Origin of the sequence: Geothrix campi (genome assembly GCF_024609265.1) — a bacterium.
Taxonomy (GTDB): Bacteria; Acidobacteriota; Holophagae; order Holophagales; family Holophagaceae; genus Geothrix; species Geothrix campi.
This window is the reverse complement of record NZ_JANHMP010000001.1, coordinates 1,359,874-1,386,274: the sequence shown is the minus strand read 5'-3', so window position 1 is coordinate 1,386,274 and position 26,401 is coordinate 1,359,874. Positions and strand designations below refer to the sequence as shown.

Below are 26,401 nucleotides of genomic sequence, written 5' to 3'. Positions count from 1 at the left end.
GTTCCCGTGCCTCTGCGACGCATCTTCGCCATCACCAGCATCCTGTTCCTGGCGGTCCTGGCTGTCTCTCCGCTGAAGAACGCCCTCCGTCCCTACCGGGGCTTCCAGCGGGCCTTCGCCCGGCTGGGGGCCGCCCGGGCCAAGAGCCTGCAGGCCGCCAAGACCTACCAGCAGCAGCCCGTGGCCATCCGCCAGATCTGGCTGCCGGATTTCGAGAACCGCGTGGACCGCTGCACGACCTGCCACCTGGGCGTGCAGGATGCCTCGATGGCCGGCGCCCCGGAGCCCTTCCGGCTGCACCCGGCCACCTACCACACCCCGAAGGATTCCGGCCGCTTCGGGTGCACCGCCTGCCACGGCGGGCAGGGGCTCGCCACGCTGGAGAAGGATGCCCACGGCGACGTCGCGGATGCGGAATCGCCCATGGTCCCCCTGAAGTTCATCGAGTCGGGCTGCGGCCGCTGCCACTCGTCCGAGCAGGTGGCCGGCGCCGCGACCCTGTCCCTTGGCCGGGCGACCCTGGAGCGCAACGGCTGCTACGCCTGCCACACGGTCAAGGGCCACGAGGCCTTCCGTTCCGAGGCCCCGCCCATCGAGGCCGTGAGTCTCAAGACCGGGGCCGAGGCCCTTCGGCGCTGGCTGAAGGATCCCAAGGCCGTCGATGCCAACGCCACCATGCCGCGCTTCCAGCTCAGCCCTTCCGAAGTCGAGGAACTCTCGAACTACGTGTTCAGCCTCACACCCGGCCGGACCCTGGCGGACCGGGTCCAGGCGGCCGCGGCCGAACCGACTGGCGACGTGGCGAAGGGCAAGGCCCTCTTCGCCGAGTCCCGCTGCATCTCCTGCCACACCCTTGAGGGCAAGGGCAACGGCTCGGCGCCTGAGCTTTCCAAGGTGGCCTCCCGGGCCTCGGCTGGCTGGCTGCTCGCCTTCATCCGCGACCCCCACGCGTTCAATTCACGGACCCGCATGCCCCAGTTCAATTTCTCTGCTGACGACGCACGCCATGTCGTTGCCTACATGGAATCCGAGTTCAAGGACTTCGACGCGCCGAAGGAGATCCTGGATCCCCTCCACGTGAATCAGACCCTGGCCGAGAAGGGGAAGGTCCTCTTCCGCCAGAAGGGCTGCTTCGCCTGCCACGCTCCCGGCGTGGAGGTGGATCGGTTCGGCCCCGCCCTGGACGGCATCGGCGACAAGCGCGCCGCCTCGCTGGATTTCGGCAAGCGGACGGACATCGCCCGCACCCTGCCGGCCTGGCTGGAAGCCAAGATCAAGGCACCCGGCTCCTTCCAGGATGGCCTGAAGATGCCCACCTTCGCCCTGTCGCCCAAGGAGGCGCAGGCGGCCGTCACCGCGCTGCTGTCCCTGGGCGCCCGCCCGGTTCCTCAGCCCTACCGCTCCGCGCCGACCGTGCGTGCAAGCCTCCTGCCCGGCGGGGCCGTCGGCGCCCTGATGGACAAGTACCGTTGCCTGTCCTGCCACCAGATCGGCGACCGGGGTGGGGACATCTCCACCGCCCCCCTGACGGCCGAGGGCAGCAAGGTGAAGCGGGACTGGCTGGTGAACTATCTGGTGTTGTCCTTCACCATCCGGCCCATCCTCACCGACCGCATGCCGGTGTTCCGGATGTCCAAGGACGAGGCCGCCCAGCTTGCCCAGGCTTTCGAGACCTTCTACCTGGATCCCCGCATTCCCGAGGATCCCTACGCGGGCCAGCCCGCCACTTCCCGCGATCCGGTCGAGGGCAAGCGCCTCTATGACACCCTCGGCTGCCGTGCCTGCCACATCCTCGGCGCCGGCGGCGGCTACTACGGGCCCCCCCTCACCGAGGCCGGCACCCGCCTGAAGCCTGGGTGGACCTATGCCTGGCTCAAGGGCCCCCAGAAGTGGCGCGCGGATGTCCGCTGCCCCAACTACGGCCTGGCCGACGCCGACGCGCTCCGGCTGACGTCCTACCTCGACACGCTCGTCAAGTCGTCCACGGCCTCGAAAGCCAAGCGGGGAGGCACGCGATGAAGTCCCGGTTCCAGATCCTCGGCCCGGTCCTCCTGCTGCTCGCGGCGGGAGCCTGCTCCCGCCACAAGGCTGCGGCCCCCGCGGCTCCGGCGGCGGCAGCCGTCCCCGCCACCCCCACCGCCGAAGCCCCGGTGGCCGAAGCACCGCTATCCTACGAACTGCGGCTGGGGAGGGGCGTCTACCAGCACCACTGCCAGACCTGCCACGGGGAAACGGGGGCCGGCGACGGGTTCAACGCCTTCAACGTCGATCCCCATCCCCGCGACCTGTCAGAGCCCGCCTTCCAGAAGGCCAAGACGGACGCGGATCTCAAGGATGCCATCCAGCGGGGCGGGCTGGGCGTGGGCCTGTCCGCCATGATGCCGCCCTACGGGAAGACCCTCTCCCCGGAGCAGGTCGACCAGGTGGTGGAGTACCTCCGGACTCTGAAGCGGATCGACGGCTAGCCGGGCAGGTCCCGGAGCACGGCCAGGACATCCGCGGGGCCCTGGCAGGCATGGGCCGCACCTTCTTCCAGGAGGGCGTCTGGCCCTTCGGATCCAGGCACGACCCAGAGTTCCTTGCCCATGTCCAGAGCGAGGCGGGCGGTAATCAGGGAACCGGAACGCAGCCGGGCCTCCGTGACCAGGACACCGTCGGACCAGGCCGCCAGCAGCCAGTTGCGCCGGGGGAAGTGCCATTTCCGGGGCGGGGCTTCGGGCGGGAAGGGGGTGATGACGCCTCCCCCTGCCGCCACCACCTGGTCCATGAGGGGGCGGTGTTCGGGGGGGTAGGGGTGATCCAGGCCCGAGCCCAGGACTGCCCAGGTCGGCCCGGATTCGAGCGCACCTCGATGGGCCGCCCCATCGATGCCCCGGGCCAGGCCCGAGATCACAGCCACGCCGGCCTCGGTGAGGGCCTTCGCCCAGGCCCGGGTGCGTTCCCGCCCGCGCAGGGTGGCCACGCGGCTGCCCACGATCGCGATGCGCCGCCCTTCCGGCGGCAACGTCCCCCGCACCCACAGGGCCACGGGGTAGGGCAGGGGCGCCTGGAGCGTATCGACCCCCGGATCACCCGGCAGCAGCAGGCGGGCGCCCCGATCGGCGGCTTCCTGGCGGCGGTGGGGCAGGTTGGCAGCCAAGTGTGCCAAAGACTCGGCTTGTAATTTTGTGAGGGTGGGCTCGGCGCCCGCCTGGAGGGCCATCCAGGCCTCCGCCTTCCAGCGTTCCGGCCAGTCCAGCACGGTGAAGGCGAGGGCCCAGAGGGCGAGGTCCATGGGGCGTTCCGGTAGGATGGAGGCTAATCGTCACCACCTGAAGTGGTGGAGCGCAAGGGCTTTCCCCTTGCGTTCCCTCCGTTCTTGGCTACACTGGTTCTCTTGGCTGTTTTCACTTCTGGCTCGTGAGGTTCCCATGTCCCGTCAGTGCGAAGTCTGTGGCAAGAAGCCCCAGTTCGGGAACAACGTCTCCCATTCCAACAATGTCACCAAGCGCCGCTGGAATCCGAACATCCAGCGCGTGCGCGCCCTGGTGGGCGGCACCCCCAAGCGCCTGCGCGTCTGCACCTCCTGCATCCAGGCCGGTAAGGTCCTGAAGGCCGTCTAAGGTCCAGGCACGACCCCGAAGCGGCGGCCGAATGGCCGCCGCTTCGCGTTCGGCCCAGGCCCGCCTGTCACACTGATCCCATGCTGCTCGCCCTCGACACCACCACGGAGATCCTGCACCTGGCACTGATCCGGGGGGAACGGGTCTGGGCGCGGCGGGTGCTGTCGGGCGTGGGGCGGGGGCACAGCGAGCGGCTCATTCCCACCTTGGATGAGCTCATGGCCGAGGCCGGGGCGGGGCCTCGGGACCTGTCCGGCGTGGCGGTCTGTCTGGGGCCCGGGGGCTTCACCAGCCTGCGCATCGGCGTGGCCACGGCGGAGGGGTTCGGCCTCACGGGCCTGCCCACCTGGGGGTTCTCCGCCTTCGCCCTGCGGGCCGAGGCGCTGCGCCAGGTCGGGGTGGCGGGACCGTTCTGGATCCTGCTGGACGGCCAGCGCAGCGAGGCCTTCCACCAGCGCTGGGCCGACGGCCCCACGGAACCTGCCGCCAAGCATCCCCTGGCCACCCTGCCGGAGCGCGTGGACGGGGAGCCCTGGTGGGCGCCGGAGGCCTTCGCGCCCAAGGTGGCGGCCCTGCTGCCCGCCCCGCGCATCCCGCTGGCCGACGAGGGCGGGGCCACCCTGGCGGGCCTGGTGGCCCTGGCCCGGCGCGTTTCGCAAGGCGCGCCGGAAGCGCCCCTGACCCCCTTCTACCTGCGGGAGACCGATGCCGAGGTGAACTTCCCGCTCGCCGCCGCGCACCTGTCGGAAGCCCTGAGGAAGGGCGTGCCGCGATGAAGGACCGGCGGATGGCCGCAGGCTGGCGGCGGGAGGTGCAGCGCTTGCCGGAGGAGGCGCCGCTGCCGGAGTGGGTGGCGCAGCTGGATCGGCTGGCCTTCGGCGCCCCCTGGAACCGCCTGGCCCCCCACGAGGCCCTGTGGGTGGTGCCGGAACTGGCCTTCGCCCGCTGGGCGCGGGTGCCCGCGGCCGGCGAGGCCGAGCTGCTGCGCATCGCCGTCGCCCCCGAGGCCCGGGGCCAGGGGCTGGGCCGCGTGCTGCTGGAGGCCTGTCAGCGCGACCTGGCGGCGGAAGGGCTGGTCCACCTGTTCCTGGAAGTGCGGCCCTCCAATCATTCGGCCCTCCGCCTCTATGAAGCGTGCGGCTGGGAGTCCTGCGGGCGGCGGCACCGGTACTACACCGATGGCGAAGACGCCCTGCTGTTCCAGCGGCTGGACTGAGGCGGAGCCAGCTCAAGCGACTTATGGCTCTCTTAAATTGACGACCGAAGGGTATTGACCAAGGTGACCGTTGGGGTAATGTTATCTCCACGGTCACATTCGAGGTCCCATGGTCGGCATCTCCAGACAGACGGATTACGCGGCGCGGCTGGTGCTCCACCTGGCCTCGCTCCCGGAGGGGACGCGGGCCTCCATCGCCGAGATCGCCGAGGCCCGCCTGCTGCCCGCGCCCTTCGTCCGCCGCCTCATCGGCGGCCTGGCCAAGGCGGGCATCCTCCAGACGGCCCGGGGCACGGGCGGCGGCATCGCCCTGGCCCGGCCCGCCTCGGAGATCTCCCTCCTGGACGTGGTGACCGCCCTCGAGGGCCCCATCGTCCTCAACCAGTGCTTGGACGGACACCACCACTGTCCGCTGGCCCACGGCTGCCCCATCCAGACGGCCTGGGCCGAGGCCGCCCGCACCCTTGAGACCCACCTGGCCGGCGTACGCTTCGATGCGCTGGCCCGCTCCCCGGAGACCCACCTCGCCGCCCACCTGCGCTGCCATACGGCGCTCAGGACCAAGGCGGCGTCGAGCTGTTCCTGATCCCCTAAGCCCCATCCCCAACCCAGACCTGTAGGAGGAGTCCGTGGACGCCTTGACCTTGTCGCGCCTGCAATTCGCGGTGGCGACCTACTTCCACTTCCTGTTCGTGCCCTTGACCCTGGGCCTCTCGATGCTCGTCGCCCTCATGGAGACGCAGTACGTGCGTAGCGGCGACGAGGACTACAAGCGCATGGCGAAGTTCTGGGGAAAGCTCTTCCTCATCAACTTCGCCGTGGGCGTGGTCACGGGCCTGACGCTGGAGTTCCAGTTCGGCACGAACTGGTCGCGCTACTCCGCCTACGTGGGCGACATCTTCGGCTCGCTGCTGGCCATCGAGGCCACCGCGGCCTTCTTCCTGGAGTCCACCTTCATCGCCGTGTGGCACTTCGGGTGGAACAAGCTCTCGAAGAAGGCCCACGTCACCGCCATCTGGCTGGTGGCCATCGCGTCAAACCTGTCGGCCTTCTGGATCCTGGTGGCCAACGCCTGGATGCAGCATCCCACGGGCTTCGTGCTGCGGAACGGCCGCGCCGAGCTGGCGGACTTCTTCGCAGTCATCACCCAGCGCTTCGCCATCCTGGAGTTCATCCACACCCTGGGCGGCGCCTACCTCACGGCGGGCTTCTTCGTGCTGGGCATCTCCGCCTGGCACCTGATCCGCAAGCAGGAGACGGCCTTCTTCAAGAAATCCTTCCGCCTGGCGGCGGCCTGGACGCTGATCTTCGCGCTGTTCGAGATCGCCCAGGGCCACATGAACGCCGAGATCCTCAGCACCGCCCAGCCCACCAAGCTGGCGGCCATGGAGGCCCACTGGGAGACCGGCCGAAGCGTGCCCATGCACCTGCTGGCCTGGCCCGATGCGGCCAACGAGCGCAACACCATCCAGTCGCTCTCCGTGCCCAGCGGCCTCAGCCTGTTGGCCACCTACTCCACCGGCGGCGAGGTGAAGGGCTTGAAGGACTACCCCGTCTCGGAGCGGCCCCCGGTGCTGCCCGTGTTCCTGAGTTTCCGCGCCATGGTTGGCCTGGGCGTGCTGTTCCTGGCGTTGGGCCTCTGGGCCTTCCTCAAGCGCCACCAGATCACGGAGCAGCGGCGGTTCCTGCGGGTGCTGCCCTGGCTCATCCCGCTGCCCTACCTGGCCAACGAGCTGGGCTGGACCATCGCGGAGCTGGGCCGGCAGCCCTGGATCGTCTACGGCCTGATGAAGACCTCCGATGCGGCGTCGCCCCTGGCGGCCTCGCAGGTGGGCACGTCGCTCGTGGCCTTCTTCCTGGTCTACGCGCTGCTGGGCGCCGTGGACTTCTACCTGCTGTTCACGTTCGCCCGCAAGGGCCCTGACGCCGCGTCCGCGGCCGCGAAGTGAGGGAGGCGACCATGCTGGAATCCATCTGGTTCGTGATCTGGGGCGTGGCCTGGGCCGTCTACTTCATGCTCGACGGCTTCGACCTGGGGCTGGGTACGCTGTTCCCTTTCCTGGCGAAGGACGAAACCGACAAGCGCATCCTCGTGAACGCCATGGGGCCCTTCTGGGACGGCAATGAGGTGTGGCTCATCACGGCGGGCGGCGTGACCTTCGCGGCCTTCCCCCGGGCCTACGCCATCATGTTCTCGGGCCTCTACACGCCGCTGATGCTGCTGCTCTTCGCACTCATCCTGCGGGGCGTGGCCTTCGAGTTCCGGGGCAAGGTGGACAGCGCCCGCTGGCGCGCCACCTGGGACGCCTGCCTGGTGGCGGGCTCCTTCCTGCCCGCGGTGCTGCTGGGCGTGGCCTTCGCCAACATCTTCAAGGGCCTGCCCCTGGACGCCGCGGGCCTCTTCCACGGCAACCTGCTCACGCTGCTGAACCCCTACGGCCTGCTCGGCGGCGTGCTCTTCGTGCTGATCTTCGCCGTACATGGCGCCCTGTGGCTGACCTCCCGCACCGAGGGCGAGCTGCAGGCGCGGGCCGGCCGGATGGCCACCTCCCTGTGGCTGGTGGAGGCCGTCGTGGCCGTGGCCTTCCTCGTCCTGACCTGGTTCAGCACGCGGCTCTGGCAGAACGTGCTGGCGAAGCCCGTCCTCCTCGTCCTGCCCCTGCTGGCCGTCGCGGGCCTGCTGCTGACGCGGGTCTTCGCGGCGCAGGGCGCCTGGTGGAAGGCCTGGTTCGCCTCCTCGGCCCTCATCCTGGGCGCCGTGCTCTTCGGCGTGGCGGGGCTCTTCCCCAACCTGCTGCCCTCGAGCCTCGATCCCGCGGCCTCGGTGACGGCCTTCAACGCCGCCTCGAGCCCGCTGACGCTGAAGATCATGCTGGGCGTGGTGCTCTGCTTCCTGCCCGTGGTGATCGGCTACCAGCTGTGGGTGTACCTGACGTTCCGGGACACGGTCACGGCGGAGAGTATCGAACGTGGCCCAGCGTATTGAAACCGCCTGCTTATCGGCGAATCCAGGCCAGGAAAAGCTCACCACGAATGACGCGAAGGGAGCTCGACCCACCCCGGACATCCCTTCGCGGGCCCGGATGTCCTGAGCCGGAATGTCCGTGCCCGCCTTCGTGGCCTCTGCGTTTTTCTTCGTGTGCTTCGTGGAGGTTTTTCACCCTCGGCCCTGCCTGAACTGACCAGATCCACTGCGCTTGAACCGGGCTCCCCGTCCCGTGGCGGGGCGGGGGGCCTTTGTGTCCCATGCCCCGCTTCCGGGGCGATGCCAAGGAGATGTCCCATGAAATCCCTCATCCTGCCGGTGGCCCTGGTTGCCGGGCTGCTGAGCTCTGCCCCGCTCCAGGCCCAGGAGGGCCCGTGGATGGTGCGCCTGCGCGCCGTCTCCCTCCAGCCCGCCGACAAGTCCGACGCGGCCTCCGGCCTCCCGGCGGACGCCATTCACGTCAGCTCGAAGACCATCCCCGAGGTGGACTTCAGCTACTTCTTCAGCCCAAATCTCGCCGCGGAGCTGGTGCTCACGGTGCCCCAGGAGCACGACGTCACCCTTTTGGGCACCAAGATCGGCACCTTCAAGGAGCTGCCGCCGACCCTCACGGCGCAGTGGCACTTCCTCCCGGGCCGGTCCGTGAATCCCTACATCGGCGCGGGCCTGAACCTGACCCTCATCTCCGACGTGAAGCTGGCGGATGGTGCGCTGGACCTGGATAAGAGCAGTGTGGGTCTTGCCGCGCAGGCCGGCGTGGACTTCAAGGTGGCCAAGAACTGCTACATCAATCTCGATGTGAAATATGTGCAGATCCGGAGCGACGTGAAGGTCGCCGCCACCGGCGCCAAGGTTACGACCGTGAAGGTGGATCCCATGCTCTACGGCGTGGGCGTCGGTTACCGGTTCTGATAGCCCCCGCAGATCCCTGCCATGCATGCGTGGCAGGGATCTGCGGGCGCGCTGCGTGCCTGCCTTCAGACCTGTGCTTGCCCGGCCTGATACGGGCGTGCTGCGCCTCCGTGCTCAGTGGACGCCTGTCGGTTGTGCCAACGTCATGGAGAGGGCCTGCAGCAGGGCGGCTCCGTCGCCGCGGAAGGAGCTGCCGTGCATGGTGGCGAGGGTATGGGGCCGCAGTTCCGCCAGGCGGGCCAGGGTGGCCCGGGCCTTGTCCTGGCAGGCGTAGTAGTCCATGCCCGCGCGCATGGCCTCGCTGGGGCCGAGGATGTCCCCTTCGGTGACCGGCGGGAGCTCAGCACCGGGCTGGGTGAACAGGTCGCCGCAGAAGAGCGTGCGGGCCGTGGATACCCAGAGGAGGCCCGCATCCCACCCGTGGGGCACGTGGGGCGTGTCCAGCCACTGGACCCGATGGCGCCCCAGGTCCAGTTCCTCTCCATCCGCCATGGCGCGGGGCGGCCGGTCGGCCATGTCCCCCATGGACACCAGGGCGCTCACCCGGCTGCATAGAGGGACGGCCGCAGGGGCCACGGCGAGGAAGTCATTCATGGCTCCGCACTCGTCGGCTTCGAAGTGGGAGTACCCCAGGTAGCGCAGCGAGGAGACCGGCAGCACCCGCTCGATGGCGGTCCGGGTCGCCTCGAAGAGGCTGCGCAGGCCCGTATGGAACAACAGGGGCGCTGCGTCCCGGATGAGGATCTGGTTGAAGGTGAAACCACCTGGGATGGCGGGGATGGCGATCGAGGTGCTGATGCGGAAAATGCCGTCGGCGATTTCGTCAACGCGGGTGGTCATGGCAGGCCTCGGGGGTCCGATGGAATCGAATCGGACTATTTCTTCGCCGCGGATTCGGCTTCTTCCGGCACCACGTCCCACTTCCCGCGGACATCCACGGAAAGCACGCAATCGGCGCCGGGCACGCACTTGGTGATGTGTTCCTTCTTCCCCTTGAACACGAAGAAGGAGCCCGCCGGCAGCAGGGTCTCCTTGCCATCGACGGTGAAGGACAGGGTGCCCGAGAGCACCGTGGCGAAGTGGTCGGAGGTGTGGTGGTGCAGGGGTGCGACGAATCCATCCTTGAGCTTGATCAGGAAGTGGCCCGCCCCCTTGGTGGGATCCCCCTCGAGGATGGCCATCTGCACACCCTGGAAATCAGGCACGTCGGTCCACTTGATGTCACCGGCGGGAAGCAGGACGGCGGTGCCGGCCTTCTTGCCGTCCTTGGCGAGGGCGGGTGGGGCGAACGCGGCAAAGGCCAGCGCCAGCGTGGATACGGCCAGGATGCGTGTCTTCATGGAACCCCTCCTTGTGGATGTGGTGATTCGATCGTCTGGGGCGGCGAACGTCCTCCAGACACAAAAATTCGACCAGCCGCCCACTCAGGGAAGCTGCAGTGCGGCGCCCCTCGAAGGTACGGCCCAGACGAACCTGGACCCCCCGGAGGCGGTCTTCCAACATGGGTTGTTGCGACGACGAGTCAATGCGTCGAAATAAAATTCAATGTCTGTTTTTTACTTTGTCCATGGGGTTGTTACGGGCCGATGCGATATGAGCGGCGGCGGCCAGAGCCTGCGAGGGCGGATCAGGCGAGTCAGCCCTGGACCGGGACCTCATGGGCGAAGCGCGAGAGATTTTCCTCCAGGCTGGCCCGGAAGGCGGCCACGGCGTCGTCGGCGTAGGCGCGGAAATCCCTGGGCAGGCGCTGGTACCGGGCCTGCATCTGGCTCAGCGCCCGGTCGCGGAAGGCCCTGAGTTCGGCGAGCCGCTGCGGGAAGTCCTGGGCGGCGACTGTCTGCAGGCGCGCCTCGAAGGTCTGGGCCCATTCGTGGAGGCTGGCCTTGAAGCTCTCCAGCTCCAGCAGGCTCCGGGTCATTTTGAAGTAGTGGTGGCCTTTGACAGCCAGAGTGACAGTCTCGGGCACCATGAGGGGCCGGGCGAAGAAGCCCTGCGCCAGGAAGCGCCAGTAGGCCCAGCCATAGCGCGAGAAGGTCTGGACGACGAGGGACCGGACGAAGGCCCGGAGCTCCATGACGTGGAGTTTCCGGCGCGAGACTCGGTGCGGTTGCAGGGTCTTCAGCAGCTTCAGGCAGCGCTCGAAGTAGCGATCCGGATGGTAGATCTCCGCGAGGATGCGCTTGTAGCCGTCGATGAGCTTCCGCGGGTCCATCTTCGGCAGGAAGTTGAGGCGCAGATCATGGGTGTTGTTGCCCCCGCCGGAGTCTCCGGTGAGGCGGCCCTCTGCCTTGAGGCGGCGGTGGAGGCGGGTCTCGGGCAGGGCGGTGAGGAGGCCCACCATGGCTGTGGGAATGCCGGCCTCCTGGATGAACCGCACCTGGCGCTCGAAGATGTCGCCGGCATCGCTGTCGAAGCCCACGATGAAGCCGCCGGAGACCTCCATGCCCTTGCGCTGGATCTTCCGGATGCTGGCGAGCATGTCGCCCTTGAGGTTCTGCTTCTTCCCCGCGGCCTGCAGGGCGCAGAGATCGGGCGTCTCGATGCCCAGGAACACCATGTTGAACCCGGCCTGGGCCATCAGATCCATCAGGGGCTCGTCGCTCGCCAGGTCGAGGCTGGCCTCCGTGAAGAACGAGAAGGGATGATGCCGCTGCCGCTGCCAGACGATCAGTTCGGCCAGCAGGGCCTTCACCTCGCGACGGTTCCCGATGAAGTTGTCGTCCACCAGGAAGAGGGGGCCGCGCCAGCCCTGCTGGTAGAGGAGATCCATCTCGTGGAGGAACTGCGCCGGCGTCTTGGTGCGGGGGCGACGGCCGAACAATTCGATGATGTCGCAGAACTCACAGTCGAACGGGCAGCCACGGGAGAACTGCAGGGCCATCTCCGCGTAGTCCTTCCGCCGCACCAGGTCGAAGCGGGGCGCGGGCGTGCGCGTGAGGTCGGGGCGTTCCGTGCTGGCGTACAGGGGCTTGGCCTCGCCCCGGGCGTAGTCGTGCAGGAAGAGGGGCAGCGTGACCTCCGCCTCGTTCAGCACGAAGTGGTCCACCCCCTGGATCTGGTCGTGGCAGCTGGTGGGGTAGGGCCCCCCGGCCACCACCGGCGTGCCGAGGTCGTTGCAGAGCCGGACGACCTGCGCCATGGATTCCTTTTGGACAATCATGGCGGAGATGAAGACGAGGTCGGCAGCGGCCACGGCGGCTTCCTGCAGTGGCTCGACATTCAGATCCACCAGGGAGACCTCGGCCTCCGCCGGCAACATAGCCGCCACGGTGAGCAGGCCCAGGGGAGGGAAGACCGCCTTCTTGCCGATGAAGGGGAGGGCGTAGCGCATGCTCCAGTACGTGGGGGGCATTTCCGGATAGACCAACAAGACTTTGAGACCCAACCCCACCTCCCCATGAGCAGAGTGCATTCAAAGAAGGTCGGGCCTTTCCGGGCTGCCGCAAGCCCGCATAGGGCAGGCCATTCAGGCCTTTTCGAACAGCACGATGCGGTTGCTGTTGGTGCCCTTGCCGTTGTTGTCCACGCCCCAGATGTGGGCGGTCTTGGTGAAGGTCTGGCGGTTCACCAGCACACCGTGGGCGCGGAAGCCCGCGGCCAGGCCCAGGGGTAGGGCGATTTCGTCGAGCTTCAGCTTGCCGCCGCGCACCTCGCCCACCTCGAAAGCCACGAAGCCGCCGGGCTGCGTGACGCGATGCAGTTCCGCGAAGACCTCGCCCATGGCCTGGGACCAGGCTTCCACCGTGCGATGGGTGCTGAGGCCGCGGCCGATGGCTTCGGCGTCCAGGCCGTTGAACCAGCAGCGCAGCCAGTTGTCGCCCACGTAGTCCACCACGTCGAGGAAGGGCGGTGAGGTGACGGTGAGGGCCACCGAGCCGTCCTCAAGGGCCGGCGTGGCGCGGGCATCACCGGTGAGGAAGCAGGCATCCTGCGCCGCTTCGGTCAGGTTCCGCAGGGCGATGGGCTCCAGGCCGGCGAGCAGCTGCCGGGTCTTCTTCAGGATGAGGGCGTGGGTGTCGCGGTAGGGCGGGACCTGGTTCCGCTTCTCGTTGATCAGGCGCTGCTTCCCGGCGCTGACGGCCTGGTTGGGGGGCAGGGTGTAGACCGAGAAGAACCCCGGGCTGTGGCCGGTCAGGCGGTTGGTGGCCACCATGCGGATCCACGCGTCCAGGGCATCGAGCCGACCGCTGGCCGAGCGGTCGAGGCACCAGCTCCGCAGACCGCGGATTTCCGCTTCCGTGGCCGGGTGGAAGAACATGGCCAGGTCCACGCCATCTGCCTCGCCCGTGCGCGGGATCTCCGCCAGCCGCTCGGCCACGGCGGCGGGATCGGGGGGGGTGAGGCGGGGTTCGGCCAGCATGCGCGACAGGGGGTTCAGATCGTTGGCGGCCACGCGGCGGCCCATGAGCGCCGCTTCCAGGGCGGTGGTGCCCCGGCCGCTGAAGGGGTCGTACACCCGCTCGCCGGGCAGGGTGAGGCGCTCGATGAAGTGCCGGGGCAGCTGGGGCTTGTAGCAGGCCCGGTACGAGATCTCGTGGAGGTTGGCGGCCTGCCGCTGGCGGGAGGTCCAGAACTCCGCCGACAGCCGAGGGCGCCGCCCGGAGGCGGTCTCGACCTCATCCCAGGCCGCATCCTCCACCGGGGCGAGGTCGGCCAGGAAGGCCCTGCTCGCGGCTGAATCCGTCTCCATCACTGCCCTTCCCAGATCATCCAGGATAGCCTGCTGGTGATGCCAACCCCCCATCCCAAACGCCATCCCGAGCTGACGCGCCTGTACGTGGCCGTGGGCCTGGCCGTCCTGATCACCATGATCATCCTGGCCTACAAGACCCTGGGCAATCGCATCGCGGAGGGGGGGCTGGACGCGCCCTCGCGCTGGGCCCTCATCGCGCTGGGCCTGGCCAACGTGCTGGCCATCGGGACGCTGCTGTTCATCGTGGCCCGGAGCCTGGCCAAGCTCTACTTCGAACGGAAGAGCGGCATCCTGGGCTCCCGGCTGCGCACCCGCATGGTGCTCACGCTCTTCATCGTGGGCATCGTGCCCAGCCTGATCCTCTTCCTGGTGGGCCGGAACTTCATCAACAAGAACGTGGAACGCTGGTTCAGCCCCGAGACCGAGGTGGCCATCCGCGATGGCCAGAAAGTGGCGGGAGATCTCCGGGCCGCGGCCAAGGCCCGCCTGGATTTCGGCGCGGGCCGCCTGCTGGACTCGCCCTCGGCGGAGGCGCCCGCCATCCGGGCGGAGACTGGCCTCGACCTGGTGGCCTTCCTGGGGGCCAGGGGTGGCGATGGCGTGAAGGCCATGGACCTGCGGGCGGGCTTCGAACCGCCGGATCTGTCGGGCCTGGGGGCCGAGGGCACGCAGGAGACCCGCGAGGGCCTCTGGCTGCTGCGGCGCGTGCCCCGGGGGGATGGCGCCTGGGCCGTGGGCATCCTCATGCCGCGGGAGACCCTCGACCGCGTGCTGGCGCTGGAGCAGCGGTACCGGGAGAGCCAGCAGATCCGCTCCGCGCGGGACACACTCCAGACCCTGCCCCAGAGCACCTTCCTCTTCCTCACGCTGCTGACCCTCTTCTTCGCGGTGTGGTCGGGCCTGGCCCTGGCGAAATCCCTGAGCGAGCCCATCCGGGCCCTGGCCAAGGCCGCCCAGCGCGTGGGCAGCGGCGATCTGGAGGTGCAGCTCCCGGAGCTGGGCGAGGATGAACTGGCCTTCCTGGCCCGCACCTTCAACGCCATGATCCGGGACCTCAAGACCAACCGTGCGGCCATCGAAGCCCAGGCCAGCCGCCTGGAGCAGCAGCGGGCCTACCTGGGCCAGATCCTGGCGGCCCTGCCGGTGGGGGTCATGAGCTGGCGACAGGACGGCGAGCTGCGCACCTTCAACGCCGCGGCCAAGACCTGGATGGGCCTCGAATCGTTCGATCCCTCAGAGGATTCCTGGAGCTCCGTGGCCGCTCTGCCGCGGCTGGGCCGTCTGCCCGAGCTGCTGGCCGCCGTGCGGGAATCCGGGCGGGGCGTGCAGGAGGAACTGCGCCTGGGCGGCGAGGGCGAGGGTCGCCCGGTGCGGGCCATCCTCGAACCGCTCCAGGGCGGCGGCGTGCTGGCGGTGCTGGAGGACCTGTCCCTGCTGGCCCAGGCCGAGAAGCGCGCCGCCTGGCAGGAGGTGGCCCGCCGCATGGCCCACGAGGTGAAGAACCCCCTCACGCCCATCCAGCTCACGGCCCAGCGCCTGCTGCGCCGCACCCGCGAGGGGCGCCTGGATCTCACGGCCGTGCAGGAGGGTGCCGAGACCATCCTCACCGAAGTGGCCAGCCTCTCGCGGCTGGTGGACAGCTTCAGCCGCTTCGCCCGACTGCCCTCGCCGCAGTTCTCCCCCTGCGATCCCGCCGAGCTGCTGCGCCAGGTGCTGGCCCTCTACGAGCCGAACCACCCCGGCATCAAGTGGTCCATCCGCTTCCAGCTCGAGCCCCTGGGGGTCCTCTGGGACGGTGACATGGTGAAGCGGGCGCTCATCAACCTGGTGGACAACGCCGTGGCGGCCGTGGATGGCCAGGGCGCGGTGCTGCTGTCGCTCACCGGCGAGGATGGGAACCTGCGCTTCGACGTGGAGGACGACGGCACGGGCGTGCCCGAGGCGGATCGCGACCGCCTCTTCGAGCCCTACTTCTCCACCAAGTGGAAAGGCACCGGCCTGGGCCTTGCCATCGTGCGCCGCATCGCCCAGGACCACGGCGGCGACGCCCGCTACCAACCCCTGGAGCGCGGCAGCCGCTTCACGCTGACCCTGCCGAGGGCGGCGGACTCCGGGCGGTAGGCAGGGGTCACGAGGCAGGCGGGTGGAGGGCCTGTTCGATGGTTGTATCCGTCGAAGGCTCCGCCTCGTCTCAAGGGATGAAAGGAGGACACCATGTCCCAACCCGCATCCCTCATGACCGAGGCCGTCACAGAATTGGTGGCCATCGGGGCCGCCATCGCCGCCAGCTGCGAACCCTGCTTCAGGCACCACTTCGACTCTGCCCGGAAATTGGGCGTTTCCAGAGAGGACATGCGGGAGGCCGTCAACGTCGCCTTGGTCGTCAAGGCCACGCCCCACCGGAAGGTCGTGGAGGCCGCAGACCATTGCCTGGCCGAGGCTGGGCCGGAGGCGGCAGGCAAGAGCCGAGCAGCCGCCTGCGGTGCCGGCGGCTGCTGCTGAACCCGGGAGGGCGGTCATGACCAAGCCCATGAGGAAAGGCCGCCCGCTCACCATGCCGGGTCCCCAGGGGCCCTCCGGCGGGTCAAACTAGGGGAATCGTACGATGACGGTCATGGCCTCCCAACCCACCCCCTTCGAGACCCTGGAAGCGGCCACCAGGCCGAAGGTCTTGAGCTACCTCAGCCGCTTCGTGGGGCCGACCGAGGCGGAGGATCTCGCCCAGGAGGTCTTCCTCAAAGTCCACCAGGGACTGGGCAGCTATCGCGGGGAGGCCAAGCTGGCCACCTGGGTCTTCCAGGTGGCCACCCATGCGGCCCTGGATCGCCTGAAGAGCGCCTCCTACCGGGCCTCCCGGGCTCAGCTGCCCGAGACCGTGCTCGACAGCACGGGCCTTCACGCAGCCCCGGACCATGGGCAGGAACTCCTGAAAGAGGAGATGTGCCGGTGCATCCGGGGCTTGGTGGACACCCTGCCCCTGGACTACCGCACGATCATCTACCTCAGTGAACTGAAGGAACTCCGCATCGGGGAGGTGGCGGAGGTCCTCGGCATCAGTCCCGGTTCCGCCAAGATGCGCCTCCATCGTGCCCGCCGGATGCTGCGGGCCCAGATGGAACAGGACTGCCGGATCCTCCTGGATGAACAGGCGGAGCTCCAATGCGATCGCAAGGAGGTCCCCTGACTGCTGCCCGCGGTCAGGAACCTAGGCCCTGTTCCGCCGCCGCCGTCGCCGCAGCCACAGCCCCACCGGCCCCAGCACCAGCCAGGCCAGCAGCACCATCTTGAAGAGCGGGGACACACGAACTCCGAGCCAGGGGGCCGCGCCCCCGACCAGCCTCTCATGGCGGGCGGCTATGCTGGCTGGATGGCACCAGGACTGGCTGGATCGATGGGAACCTGCCTCCTCGCGGGGTGCGGCTACGCGGGCACGCGCCTGGCCCGGCGCCTGATCGGGCCACGTCCGGTACTGGCTCTGGTGCGGTCGGCAGCCTCCGTGGCTGCGCTGGCCCGCGAGGGCATTCCGGCGGTTTCCGCGGACCTGGATGGGGCCTCGGCCTTCCCGGTTCCGCCAGACCTCGCGGCGGTGGTCTACCTGGCCCCGCCGGCCGGGCCGGATGGCGAGGACCGGCGGTTCGAACGCTTCCTGGCGGCCCTTGGCGAGGCCCGCCCCCAGGTGCTCGTGTACGTGAGCACGACGGGCGTGTACGGGGACACGGGGGGCGCGGCCGTGGACGAGGCCGCCCCCACCGCGCCGGCGGATGAGCGCGCGCGCCAGCGGCTGCAGGCGGAAGGCCAGGCGCGGCGCTGGTGCGAGGCGCGGGGTGCCCGTTGCGTGCTCCTGCGGGTGGCGGCCATCTATGGGCCCGGCCGCCTGCCCCTGGACCGCCTGCGCCACGGCGAACCGGTGCTCCGGGCGGAGGATTCGGCCCCCGGCAACCGCATCCATGTGGATGATCTGGTGGCGGCCTGCCTGGCGGCCCTGGTGCGCCCGGTGGCGGGCGTGGTCAATGTGGCGGACGGCTGTCCCGAGAGCATGGCCGCCTTCACGGCGCGGGTGGCGGCTCTGGCGGGCCTGCCCGCCCCCCGGGAGATCTCCTGGGCCGAAGCCCAGGACGCCCTGAGCCCAGGGCTTCTCGCCTTCCTGCGGGAATCCCGGCGGGTGTTCAACGCGCGTCTGGTGGGCGACCTGGGTGTGACGCCCCGGTCGCCGGAGGTGGGCCTCCGGGACAGCCTGCGGGAGATGGGGCTGACCGTGGCCGGAGGACCGGCCTGAGGGTGATGGATTCCTAAGGGCAGATCCAGCGGCCACCGGCCCCGGCGGTGGATACCGTCGGGGCCGGTGGGCGGGATGGGGCGGCCTACAGCTTGGCTTCCAGCTCGATGGCGGCGGGGTAGAGCCAGCTGTTCTCCTTGTGGATGTGCCGGTGCAGGTCGTACTCCAGCTCGGCCAGGCCATCGAGCATGGCGCGCCAGCTGTTGCAGGCGTCTGGCGGCGGCACGAAGCCGTCCGTGAGGTGCCGGAACAGTTCGAGGTTCTCCCCGTGCTGCAGGTGCTCCTCGAGCATGCGGGCGATGGGCATCTGCACCGTGGGGGGCGCGGGCCACCGCTCGCCCTTGGCCAGGGCCAGGAACATGGGGAAGAGCATCTGCTCCTCCTTGGCCAGGTGGTCAAAGGTCTCCTGGGCGAAAGCCTGGAAGGCGCGGTCCAGCTCGATCAGGCGGGGATCCTCGTCGCCGTGGACCTTCGCCACCTTGCCGGTGAGGAAGAGCAGGCGGGGGAGGGCCTCCTTGGTGTAGTCATGGTGGATCCTGAGGATGTGCTCCACGGCCGTGGGGACATCCTGCCTCCAGCTCTGGTCCTCGTCCTCGGGGGTCTTCGCCTCCATCTCCAGCAGCGCGGCCACCACGCCCTCCAGCGCGATCCCTTTCTGCTGGCAGGCCTTGCCCAGGGCATCCTGACCCTTGCAGCAGTAGTCCAGCCCCACCTTCTCGAAGACCTTCGAACGGCTGGGCTTTTCCAGCACCAGCTCGCCCACGCTGCGGTTCTCCCATTCCTGACTCATCAGGCCCTCCTCCGCCCATCTGGACGCAGGGCCAGGATCCCGTCCGGGGGGCCGGCTCGCCTTGACCGATCTCAAGACGCCGTCGCAATTGAACCGGAGGGCGCACAATGAGGTCATGGCCACCCGCTATCAAGGTCTCTGGTCCAAGGCGCCGCTCTTCCGGACCCTGGATGCCGCGCAGATCGCCCGGGTGGGGGCGCTCGTGGAGATCCGCTCGCTGGGCCCGGGCCAGACCCTCTTCCTGGCGGGCGAACCCTGTACGGGCTTCTTCGTGGTGCTGGAGGGCGCCATCCAGCTCCTCCGCCCCGCAGACGACGGCGGGGAGACGCAGTTGAACCTCGTGCGGCCCGGGCAATCCTTCGCCGAGGCGGCCCTGTTCGCAGGAGCTGGCTTTCCCGCCACGGCGCGGGCCCTGGAGCAGACGCTGCTGGCCAAGGTGCCCAGAGCCTCCTTCTTGGCACTGCTGCGCTCGGACGCGGAGCTCTGCCTGCGGATGCTGGAGAGCCTCGCCGCCTGGCACCACCGGCTCACCTTCCAGATCCAGACGCTCCGGGCCCAGGACACGGCGGGGCGTCTGCGCTCCTGGCTGGCGGAAGAGGCCCGGCGGGCTCCGGGCCGGGAGATCCTGCTACGTGTGTCGAAGAAGGTGCAGGCGGCTCAGCTGGGCATGGCCCCGGAGACCTTCAGCCGCCACCTGCGCCAGCTGAGGGACGCGGGGCTGATCGCCGTGGAGGGGCCGAAGATCCGGATCCTGGGCAGCTTGGACGAGTGAGCGTCGCCTTCAGTACCGCAGGACGCTGAAGACGGGCAGCCCCTCGACCTTTTCGCGACCGGGCAGGGAGGTCAGCTCGATGAAGACGGTCAAGGCCACGGGCTGGGCGCCGGTCTTCTGCACCAGGCGCTGGGCCGCAGCCGCGGTTCCTCCTGTCGCCATGACGTCATCCACGATGAGCACCCGGTCACCGGGGCCGAAGGCGTCCGTGTGGATCTCCAGCGCGTCGCTGCCGTACTCCAGCCCGTAGGCTTCCTTGTGGGTGGCCATGGGCAGCTTGCCGGGCTTGCGGGCGGGCACGAAGCCCACGCCCAGCTTCTGGGCCAGGGCGCTGCCGAAGATGAAGCCGCGGGATTCCAGCCCCAGCACGTGGGTGGGCTGGAGGGTGAGCACCGGCTGGGCCATGGCCGCCACGGCCTCGCTGAAGGCCTCGGCGTGGGACAGCAGGGGCGTGATGTCGCGGAAGAGGATCCCGGCTTTGGGAAAGTCCGGAACATCACGGACGAAGGCGCTGAGGGGGGTTGTAAGAGTCATGGCTACCTGATGATCTGGAAAGGATGGGGAAGGGAGGATCGCACATCCAGGGCCTCCCAGTCCAGTTGTCCTACAGCGGCATAGGCCGGGCCTTCCGCCAGCCGGGCCCGGAAGATCGCCAGCGCCCCCGCCGGGCCTTCGACTTCGCCGGACACCGATCCATCAAGTTCATTGCGCACCCAGCCCGCCAGATCGAGCGCCTGGGCTTCCCGCTCGACATAGCGGCGGTAGCCCACGCCCTGGACCGCCCCGTGGACCTGGAAGCGGATGGCCACGGCGCTACCCGTTGAAGGCCGAGTCGAAGTCGGCCTGCCGCGCCAGCGTTTCGGGGCAGCCGAGGTCAAGCCTGAGCGGGGTGACGCTGGCGAAGCCCTCGAACACGGCTCCGGCGTCGCTGCCGGGGGCCTTGGCGTAGGTGGGACCCGCGTCACCGCCGATCCAGAAGTAGGGCGTGTTCCGGGGATCCGCCCGGCGCTCCACCAGGTCGTGGTAGGCGCGGCTGTCCTGGCCCGTGAGGCGGAAGCCCTTGGGTTCGCCCTTGGGGAAGTTCACGTTCCAGATGCGGTTGGCGGGCAGGTCCATGCTCTCCCAGCGATCCAGGAAGTGGCCGATCCAGGGTTCCGCCTGCTCCAGCGAGCCCTGGGGATGGATGGAGAAGGCCGCGGCGCGGGCGCCCTGGAGCCGGCCCTCGAAGGCCGCGCCCACGGTACCCGAATAGAACACGTCCTCCCCCAGGTTGAAGCCGTGGTTGACGCCGGAGAGCACCCAATCCGGCCGGCGGTCCAGCACTTCGCAGACCCCCAGCAGCACGCAGTCCACGGGGGTGCCGTCGCAGGCGTGACGGTCGGGCCCGATCTCGTGCAGGCGGAGGATGTTGTGCAGGCTGAGGGCCGAGGAGATGGCGGAGCGGTTGCGGTCCGGGGCCACGGTGACCACGCGGCCGAAGCGGGAGGCCACCCGGGCTAGCGCCGCCAGCCCCGGGGCCCAGAGACCATCATCGTTGGTGAGCAGGATCAGGCGTTCGGGCATGGCACCAGTGTATCTGCCCCGCCCAGGATCAATCCTGGGCCAGCTCCGCGAAGAACTTCCGGTCCCAGACCATGATGTGGCCCTTCACGAGGTCCAGGGCCAGGAAGCCCAGGATGGCCGGCAGGTCCGTGCTCACGCCGCCCATCTCCTGCTGCAGGGCCTTGGCCTTGGCGATGAGGCGGCCGTGCTCCCGGGCGTGGGCCGCCAGGCCGGCATGGCCCATCCGGGCGAGGATGGCCTCCTCATCGTGGAAATGCTGGGCCACGTGGGCGATGAGGAGCTGCATCCGGAGCTTCGCCTCCTCGGGATAGCGGCCGCTGGTGATGGCGGACAGCAGGCTGTTGGAGAGGTGGTAGAGCTGCTGGTGCTGATGGTCGATCTCCGGGTGGCCGCATTCCAGATCGGGATCCCAGGTGAGGGCGAGGATGGACGATTCACCATCCCCATGGCTCTCACCGATCGTCAGGGACGCCTCGGTGCGGTTCCGGCCCCGTTCCTTGGCCCGGTAGAGGGCTTCATCCGCCCGGCCGACCCAGGCATGGAGCCCTTCGGCTCGCTGATGCTGCGCCACCCCGAGGCTGATGGTCACCAGGCCCACCTGGGGGATGGAGCGGGCCTCCACCGCCTTCCGGATCTTCTCCGCCAGGATGGTGGCCCCGGCCAGGGTCGTGGAGGGACAGAGCACGATGAACTCCTCCCCACCCCAGCGCACCAGGGCGTCGGAGGCCCGGAGTTGCCCGCGGATGGTGGTCGTGACCGACTTCAGCACCTCGTCCCCCACGCTGTGGCCGAAGGTGTCGTTGACGCGCTTGAACCGGTCAAGATCGACCATGAGGAGGCTGAGGGCCCCGTCGCCCCGCCCCGACTGGGCGACCAGCTGGGCGGCCCCGTCCTCGAACCAGCGGCGGTTCCAGGCTCCGGTGAGGCGGTCCGTGCCCGCGGCCTGCTCCATCTGGTCCAGGGCCTGCCGGAGTTCGGAATTCGCCCGTTCGGTGGCCGTCTGGGCGCGGGTCAGGACTTCCAGCTGCCTCCGGCAATCGGGATCGGCCTGATCGGCGGTCGAGCGCCGCCGGCCACCCCAGAGACCCAGGGCCACGCCACTCAGCAGTCCGAAGACCAGGGCCGCGAGGAGCATCAGCTGGGTCGAGGCGGCTTGGGTCATGGAGTCCTCGGTGTCGAATCACGGCGGGCCAAGTCATGACTTGGAAATTGGATGGATTCTACCCTGCCGCTGAGCGCCCGGATGACCCATCTTGCAGGGGTGCCGCCTGGGCGGGGTCGCCGTCTCGGGTTCCGCTTCGGGTGGCCCCCGCCGGAAGCCGGAACGGTTTTCCTGCCAGGATGGAACCCAACCTGCCCGACTCATGGATCCCGACCTTTCGCTGACTTCCGCCCTCCCGATCCCCGAAGGGGAAGGCGGGGCCGTGGCGGTTCCGGCGGGTCGTCTCGAGGTTCTGGGCAGGCTCCGTGAAAGGATCGTGGCCTTCGCGGCATCCCGGGGTGCAGGCGCCCATGCGGAAGACCTGGCGCAGGAGGTGCTGGTGCTGCTCCACACGAAGTACGGCCATCTGGAACGGGCGGAGGACCTCGTCCCCCTGGCCTTCCAGATCCTGCGCTTCAAGCTGGCGGGCCTGCGGCGCACGGCGGCCCGGCGGGGCGAGTACGACGCCGTGGACGTGGACGCCTTCCCGCCGCCCTCGGACGCGCCGGACCCGGCCACGGTCCTGGAGCGCAAGGAACTGCTGGCGCGGCTCATGGGGGGCATCGCCCGCATGGGGGAGCGCTGCCGGGAGTTGTTCCGCCTCAAGCTCCAGGGCCGCACCTTCGCGGAGATCCAGGGCCTCATGGGCGCGGCCAGTCTCAACACGGTCTACACCTGGGATCATCGCTGCCGGGAGCAGCTGCTCGAATCCCTGGGCGGGCGCTGGGACAGCTCCGCCGGAAGGGGGGCGCCGTGAAGCGCGCCGAGGCCGAGAAGCTGCTGGGCGGCTACGCCACCGGGACCCTCACTGAGGTGGAGCGGCGCGCGCTGTTCGAAGCCAGCCTCGAGCACCAGGATCTGTTCGACGCCCTGGCGGACGAAGAGGCCCTGCGGGAGCTGCTGGCGGATCCGGCCGCCCGGGCCCACGTGCTGGCGGCCCTGGCACCTGCCTCCGAGGCCGGCCCGCCGAAGGTCGTGCCCTTCTGGCGGCGCCCGGGGGTGCTCGGGGCCGCCGCGGGAATCATCGTGGCCACCACGGCCGGTCTGGCGGTCCTGCGCAGTCCAGAGGTCCGGCCGCAGCCCCTGGTGAAGCCGGAGGTGGCCCCGGCGCCGATGGCCTCCGCGCCGCTACCCTCCGAGGCGAAGGCGACTCCTCCGGCGCCGAGGGCGAGGACGTCACCACAACAGAACGTGCTGACCAGCCGGACCGCGGGGGAACCCATCGCGGGGAACCAGCCCTCCGCGCCTGCGGCAGCCCCGGCGGTGGCCTCCGAGGCTCCCCCCGCCACGCCCGCCCAGGTCCCCGTCCCGGTGGCCCAGGCCGCCGGCGCCGGGGCCCGGGCCACCAACGCCGTGGCTCCGGGGGAGGCCACCCAGACGCGGATGAAAGCGGAGCGGCACCAGCTGGAGGCCCGGGATCAGCTGTCCAAGAAGACGGAGGCGGCCGGCATGCACCGCGACGTCGGAGGGGTGGCGGTGGTGAGTTCCGAATCCGCCCTGCCGCGACGCCTGGCTGCGAAGGCGGCGCCGGCGCCGGCCGGACTATCCGCACCCCAGCCTCCCGAGCCCGTGTGGACCCTCGAAACGCTGGTGGACGGAACCACCCGGGTGACCGTGGTGGCATCCCGCCAGGCACAGGTGGTGCTCCTCAGGCGGGGGGCCTCCGGCGTCGAAGTCCTGAAGCCGGGAACCGCAGGGGTCGGGGAGCCCTGGCAGTTCCAATTCCGCCTGGCCCCTGGCGACGCCCTGGATCTCTACGTGCTGAAGGGCCCCGTGGCTGAACCGGCGCGGCTGCCGGAGACGGGCCCCGTGGATGGGTTCCGGACCCGGATCCACCCATCCGCGAAAAAATAATCCGGCCCGCTGAAAGGAACGACCTCCCGGCGGCATTCCCTCCTGAACCGCGCCCTGTCGGCGCGGCCTCTTCGGGAGGAACCCATGTCGCTGCGCCGGTCCACCACCGCCCTGTTCACCTGCTGTGCAGGCCTCGCCGTGTCCTTCACCGGGGACGCCCAGGCCCGCAGCCGGCCTGGGTCCAACCTCCGTTTCCAGGCCCCCGGCGGCGAGTCCCCGGACGTGGCCTTGTCGCCCTACTTCTTCGTGAAGAGCGAGGACGCCTCGGTGGACCAGCTGCCGCTGAAGTCCACGTCCGCCAAGGTGGCCATCGCCGGCGTCATCGCCGACGTGAAGGTGACCCAGGTGTACCGGAACACCGGCACGAAGCCGCTGGAAGCCCTCTACGTGTTCCCGGGTTCCACGCGCTCCGCGGTGTACGGCATGACCATGACCATCGGCGAGCGGGTGCTGAAGGCCCAGATCAAGGAGCGGGGCCAGGCCCGGGCGGACTACGAGGCGGCCAAGCAGCAGGGCCGCAGCGCCTCGCTGCTGGAGCAGCACCGCCCCAACGTGTTCCAGATGAACGTGGCCAACATCCTGCCCGGCGACGAGATCCGCGTGGAGCTGTCCTACACGGAGCTGCTGGTGCCGACGGAAGGCACCTACAGCTTCGTCTACCCCACGGTGGTGGGGCCGCGCTACGCCGGCAAGGCGGGCACGGAGTCGAGCACCGGCGAGCCCTGGGTGGCCAACCCCTATACCCATGCCGGTGAGAAGCCCGCCACCACCTTCGATCTCGAAGTGAGGCTGTCGGCGGGCCTGCCCATCCAGCGCATGGCCTGCGACACCCACCGCACCACCATCGCCTACGACGGCAAGGCGGACGCCACCCTGCGGCTCGATCCCAGTGAAGCCCACGGCGGCAACCGCGATGTCATCGTGAAGTACCAGCTGGCGGGCGCCCAGGTGCAGTCGGGCCTCCTGCTGCATCAGGGAACGGAGGAGAACGTCTTCCTGCTCATGGCCCAGCCACCCAAGCGCGTGACGCCCAAGGATCTGCCACCCCGCGAGTACGTCTTCGTCATGGACGTCTCCGGCAGCCAGATGGGCTTCCCCATCGAGGTGTCGAAGGTGCTCATGAAGGAGATGATCCAGGGCCTGCGGCCCCAGGACCTCTTCAACGTGATGGTCTTCGAGGGCAGCTCGGCCTTCTGGTCCCCTTCGGGTTCCCAGCACGCCACGCCCGCGGCCACGCAGCAGGCCCTGGCCTTCGTGGGTTCCCAGCACGGGGGTGGGGGCACGGAACTGGGCAGCGCCCTCCGGAAGGCCCTGGGCCTGCCGCGGGTGCCCGGCATCTCCCGCACCTTCGTGGTGTCCACGGACGGCTACATCAGCGCCGATGGCCAGGTCTTCGACCTCATCCGCAAGAACCTCGGCTCCGCCAACCTCTTCGCCTTCGGCATCGGCACCTCCGTGAATCGCCACCTCATCGAAGGCATGGCCCATGCGGGGCAGGGCGAGGCCTTCGTCATCACCAAGCCCGAGCAGGCCGCGGCCGAGGCCGAGCGCTTCCGCGCCTATGTGTCCTCGCCCGTGCTCACCAACGTGAAGCTCACCACCAACGGCTTCCACCTCCAGGAGCTCGAGCCCATGCAACTCCCGGACGTGCTGGCGGACCGGCCTGTGATCTGCCTCGGCAAGTGGACGGGCGAGGCCAAGGGCACCGTCACGCTGTCCGGCATCAGCGGCAGCGGCCCCTGGAGCCAGACGTTCGAGGTGGGGCAGGTGAAGGACCGCCATCACGGTGCTCTGCGCCAGCTCTGGGCCCGCCAGCGGATCCAGGCTCTGGCGGACTACGACCAGTTCGGCCAGGACGAGGGCCGGAAGGCGGAGGTCACGCGCCTCGGCCTCGCCTATCATCTGCTCACGGCCTACACCTCCTTCGTGGCGGTGGATACGGTGGCGCGGAACGCCGGCGGCAGAAGCACGACCGTCACCCAGCCCCTGCCACTGCCCGAGGGTGTGTCGGACGCTGCGGTGGGTGGCGTGGCCAGTCAGTCCGTGGCCTACGCGCCGGCCCCGATGCGGATGAAATACGCCGCGTCGCCCGCCGCTGCCGTGGAAGTCATGGCGGAAGACCGGGCGGCCCGCCGGGAATCTCGCCAGGGCGGTCGCCTGGAACCCAAGGTACATCCCTCTGCCGGATCTCCTGCCCAGTCTCCTTCCGGGCTCGCCACCCAGCCCTCGCTGTGCATCCTGGCCTTCTCCGGCATCACGGGCACTTCGGATCCGCGCAGCCTGCGCGGTGAGTTGGAGGCTAGGTTGAAGGATCCCGCCCTCCTCGCGGCCTTGGCCAGCCTACCCTCCGGCACGGACCTGGAGCTCAAAGTGGACGGCTCCGGCCAGGTGGTGGCGGTGACCTTCAGCCAAGCCTTCCCCGGGGCTGCCAAGGCCAGGCTCCTGATCCAGGCCTGGCGCCTGCGCACCTGGACCGGCGGCCTGGCCGGGCAGCTCGACCTCACCCTGGGCTTCCGGCCCTGAGCCAAATGATTCG

General features: G+C 69.4%; 27 protein-coding genes. 17 read left to right on the top strand and 10 right to left on the bottom strand.

What is annotated here, in order from left to right; genetic code table 11:
- Positions 1–6 precede the first annotated feature (6 nt).
- Both NOV65_RS06345 and NOV65_RS06340 read left to right on the top strand, forming a co-directional pair.
- Positions 7–2,019, top strand: coding sequence for a c-type cytochrome (locus NOV65_RS06345; RefSeq protein WP_257305195.1), 2,013 nt, complete (start codon positions 7–9; stop codon positions 2,017–2,019).
- Entirely contained in the window at positions 2,016–2,465 is a 450-nt protein-coding gene (locus NOV65_RS06340; protein WP_257305194.1) for a c-type cytochrome, read from the top strand. The genes NOV65_RS06345 and NOV65_RS06340 overlap by 4 nt, the downstream gene beginning before the upstream one ends.
- On the opposite strand, the gene NOV65_RS06335 is transcribed toward NOV65_RS06340, so the two are convergent.
- Positions 2,462–3,274: a DNA-processing protein DprA gene (locus NOV65_RS06335; RefSeq protein WP_257305193.1), complete on the bottom strand. Its 813-nt coding sequence runs from the start codon at positions 3,272–3,274 to the stop codon at positions 2,462–2,464. The genes NOV65_RS06340 and NOV65_RS06335 overlap by 4 nt on opposite strands.
- Positions 3,275–3,410: 136 nt before the next feature.
- Between NOV65_RS06335 and rpmB the strand changes: the two genes are divergently transcribed.
- The 7 genes from rpmB (at position 3,411) to NOV65_RS06300 (ending at position 8,716) form a co-directional block, all read left to right on the top strand.
- A complete protein-coding gene (gene rpmB / locus NOV65_RS06330) occupies positions 3,411–3,602 on the top strand; it encodes a 50S ribosomal protein L28 (RefSeq protein ID WP_243303833.1) in 192 nt (63 codons plus the stop codon).
- Between the two features lie 80 nt (positions 3,603–3,682).
- Complete coding sequence (tsaB, locus tag NOV65_RS06325; RefSeq protein ID WP_257305191.1) at positions 3,683–4,378, top strand: tRNA (adenosine(37)-N6)-threonylcarbamoyltransferase complex dimerization subunit type 1 TsaB; 696 nt, start codon at positions 3,683–3,685, stop codon at positions 4,376–4,378.
- Positions 4,375–4,818 carry a GNAT family N-acetyltransferase gene (locus tag NOV65_RS06320; RefSeq protein ID WP_257305190.1) on the top strand — a complete coding sequence of 148 codons (444 nt, stop codon included), beginning with the start codon at positions 4,375–4,377 and terminating at the stop codon, positions 4,816–4,818. The genes tsaB and NOV65_RS06320 overlap by 4 nt, the downstream gene beginning before the upstream one ends.
- Before the next feature lie 109 nt (positions 4,819–4,927).
- Positions 4,928–5,404 carry an RrF2 family transcriptional regulator gene (locus NOV65_RS06315; protein WP_257305188.1) on the top strand — a complete coding sequence of 159 codons (477 nt, stop codon included), beginning with the start codon at positions 4,928–4,930 and terminating at the stop codon, positions 5,402–5,404.
- 43 nt (positions 5,405–5,447) lie between these two features.
- On the top strand, positions 5,448–6,767 hold the full coding sequence (locus NOV65_RS06310) for a cytochrome ubiquinol oxidase subunit I (RefSeq protein WP_257305186.1): 1,320 nt from the start codon (positions 5,448–5,450) through the stop codon (positions 6,765–6,767).
- 11 nt (positions 6,768–6,778) lie between these two features.
- The gene (cydB, locus tag NOV65_RS06305) at positions 6,779–7,804 is read left to right on the top strand and encodes a cytochrome d ubiquinol oxidase subunit II (protein WP_257305185.1); all 1,026 of its coding nucleotides are present in this window, start codon (positions 6,779–6,781) and stop codon (positions 7,802–7,804) included.
- Between the two features lie 297 nt (positions 7,805–8,101).
- Positions 8,102–8,716: an OmpW/AlkL family protein gene (locus NOV65_RS06300; RefSeq protein WP_257305184.1), complete on the top strand. Its 615-nt coding sequence runs from the start codon at positions 8,102–8,104 to the stop codon at positions 8,714–8,716.
- A 114-nt stretch (positions 8,717–8,830) separates the two neighbouring features.
- On the opposite strand, the gene NOV65_RS06295 is transcribed toward NOV65_RS06300, so the two are convergent.
- The 4 genes from NOV65_RS06295 to NOV65_RS06280 all read right to left on the bottom strand — a co-directional run bounded on the left by NOV65_RS06295 (position 8,831) and on the right by NOV65_RS06280 (position 13,406).
- Positions 8,831–9,556, bottom strand: a complete 726-nt coding sequence (locus NOV65_RS06295; RefSeq protein WP_257305182.1) for an oxygen-binding di-iron domain-containing protein — start codon at positions 9,554–9,556, stop codon at positions 8,831–8,833.
- A gap of 35 nt (positions 9,557–9,591) precedes the next feature.
- Positions 9,592–10,056 carry a cupin domain-containing protein gene (locus NOV65_RS06290; protein ID WP_257305181.1) on the bottom strand — a complete coding sequence of 155 codons (465 nt, stop codon included), beginning with the start codon at positions 10,054–10,056 and terminating at the stop codon, positions 9,592–9,594.
- A 296-nt stretch (positions 10,057–10,352) separates the two neighbouring features.
- Complete coding sequence (locus tag NOV65_RS06285; RefSeq protein WP_257305180.1) at positions 10,353–12,047, bottom strand: B12-binding domain-containing radical SAM protein; 1,695 nt, start codon at positions 12,045–12,047, stop codon at positions 10,353–10,355.
- Between the two features lie 135 nt (positions 12,048–12,182).
- Entirely contained in the window at positions 12,183–13,406 is a 1,224-nt protein-coding gene (locus tag NOV65_RS06280) for a DNA methyltransferase (protein ID WP_257305179.1), read from the bottom strand.
- Between the two features lie 39 nt (positions 13,407–13,445).
- Between NOV65_RS06280 and NOV65_RS06275 the strand changes: the two genes are divergently transcribed.
- The 4 genes from NOV65_RS06275 (at position 13,446) to NOV65_RS06260 (ending at position 17,685) form a co-directional block, all read left to right on the top strand.
- Positions 13,446–15,530: a sensor histidine kinase gene (locus tag NOV65_RS06275; protein ID WP_257305178.1), complete on the top strand. Its 2,085-nt coding sequence runs from the start codon at positions 13,446–13,448 to the stop codon at positions 15,528–15,530.
- Between the two features lie 93 nt (positions 15,531–15,623).
- Positions 15,624–15,911 carry a carboxymuconolactone decarboxylase family protein gene (locus tag NOV65_RS06270; RefSeq protein WP_257305177.1) on the top strand — a complete coding sequence of 96 codons (288 nt, stop codon included), beginning with the start codon at positions 15,624–15,626 and terminating at the stop codon, positions 15,909–15,911.
- A gap of 112 nt (positions 15,912–16,023) precedes the next feature.
- The gene (locus tag NOV65_RS06265) at positions 16,024–16,593 is read left to right on the top strand and encodes an RNA polymerase sigma factor (protein ID WP_257305175.1); all 570 of its coding nucleotides are present in this window, start codon (positions 16,024–16,026) and stop codon (positions 16,591–16,593) included.
- Between the two features lie 207 nt (positions 16,594–16,800).
- Entirely contained in the window at positions 16,801–17,685 is an 885-nt protein-coding gene (locus NOV65_RS06260; RefSeq protein ID WP_257305174.1) for an NAD-dependent epimerase/dehydratase family protein, read from the top strand.
- An 85-nt stretch (positions 17,686–17,770) separates the two neighbouring features.
- On the opposite strand, the gene ric is transcribed toward NOV65_RS06260, so the two are convergent.
- A complete protein-coding gene (ric, locus tag NOV65_RS06255; RefSeq protein WP_257305173.1) occupies positions 17,771–18,475 on the bottom strand; it encodes an iron-sulfur cluster repair di-iron protein in 705 nt (234 codons plus the stop codon).
- Positions 18,476–18,590: 115 nt separating this feature from the next.
- On the opposite strand from ric, the gene NOV65_RS06250 reads away from it, so the two are divergent.
- The gene (locus tag NOV65_RS06250) at positions 18,591–19,247 is read left to right on the top strand and encodes a Crp/Fnr family transcriptional regulator (protein WP_257305172.1); all 657 of its coding nucleotides are present in this window, start codon (positions 18,591–18,593) and stop codon (positions 19,245–19,247) included.
- Between the two features lie 9 nt (positions 19,248–19,256).
- Here the strand turns inward: NOV65_RS06250 and NOV65_RS06245 are convergent, their stop codons facing one another.
- The 4 genes from NOV65_RS06245 to NOV65_RS06230 are packed head-to-tail and all read right to left on the bottom strand — an operon-like array spanning position 19,257 to position 21,972.
- Positions 19,257–19,781: an adenine phosphoribosyltransferase gene (locus tag NOV65_RS06245; RefSeq protein WP_257305171.1), complete on the bottom strand. Its 525-nt coding sequence runs from the start codon at positions 19,779–19,781 to the stop codon at positions 19,257–19,259.
- Positions 19,782–19,783: 2 nt separating this feature from the next.
- Complete coding sequence (locus NOV65_RS06240) at positions 19,784–20,056, bottom strand: acylphosphatase (RefSeq protein ID WP_257305169.1); 273 nt, start codon at positions 20,054–20,056, stop codon at positions 19,784–19,786.
- A gap of 4 nt (positions 20,057–20,060) precedes the next feature.
- The gene (gene surE, locus NOV65_RS06235) at positions 20,061–20,810 is read right to left on the bottom strand and encodes a 5'/3'-nucleotidase SurE (RefSeq protein ID WP_257305167.1); all 750 of its coding nucleotides are present in this window, start codon (positions 20,808–20,810) and stop codon (positions 20,061–20,063) included.
- Between the two features lie 28 nt (positions 20,811–20,838).
- Positions 20,839–21,972 carry a diguanylate cyclase gene (locus tag NOV65_RS06230; protein WP_257305166.1) on the bottom strand — a complete coding sequence of 378 codons (1,134 nt, stop codon included), beginning with the start codon at positions 21,970–21,972 and terminating at the stop codon, positions 20,839–20,841.
- A gap of 202 nt (positions 21,973–22,174) precedes the next feature.
- Between NOV65_RS06230 and NOV65_RS06225 the strand changes: the two genes are divergently transcribed.
- From NOV65_RS06225 to NOV65_RS06215, 3 genes are all read left to right on the top strand, one after another.
- Positions 22,175–22,768: an RNA polymerase sigma factor gene (locus NOV65_RS06225; protein ID WP_257305165.1), complete on the top strand. Its 594-nt coding sequence runs from the start codon at positions 22,175–22,177 to the stop codon at positions 22,766–22,768.
- A complete protein-coding gene (locus tag NOV65_RS06220; protein WP_257305164.1) occupies positions 22,765–23,865 on the top strand; it encodes a hypothetical protein in 1,101 nt (366 codons plus the stop codon). Before NOV65_RS06225 ends, NOV65_RS06220 begins: the two co-directional genes overlap by 4 nt.
- Before the next feature lie 84 nt (positions 23,866–23,949).
- Entirely contained in the window at positions 23,950–26,388 is a 2,439-nt protein-coding gene (locus tag NOV65_RS06215; protein WP_257305163.1) for a VIT and vWA domain-containing protein, read from the top strand.
- Positions 26,389–26,401 lie beyond the last annotated feature (13 nt).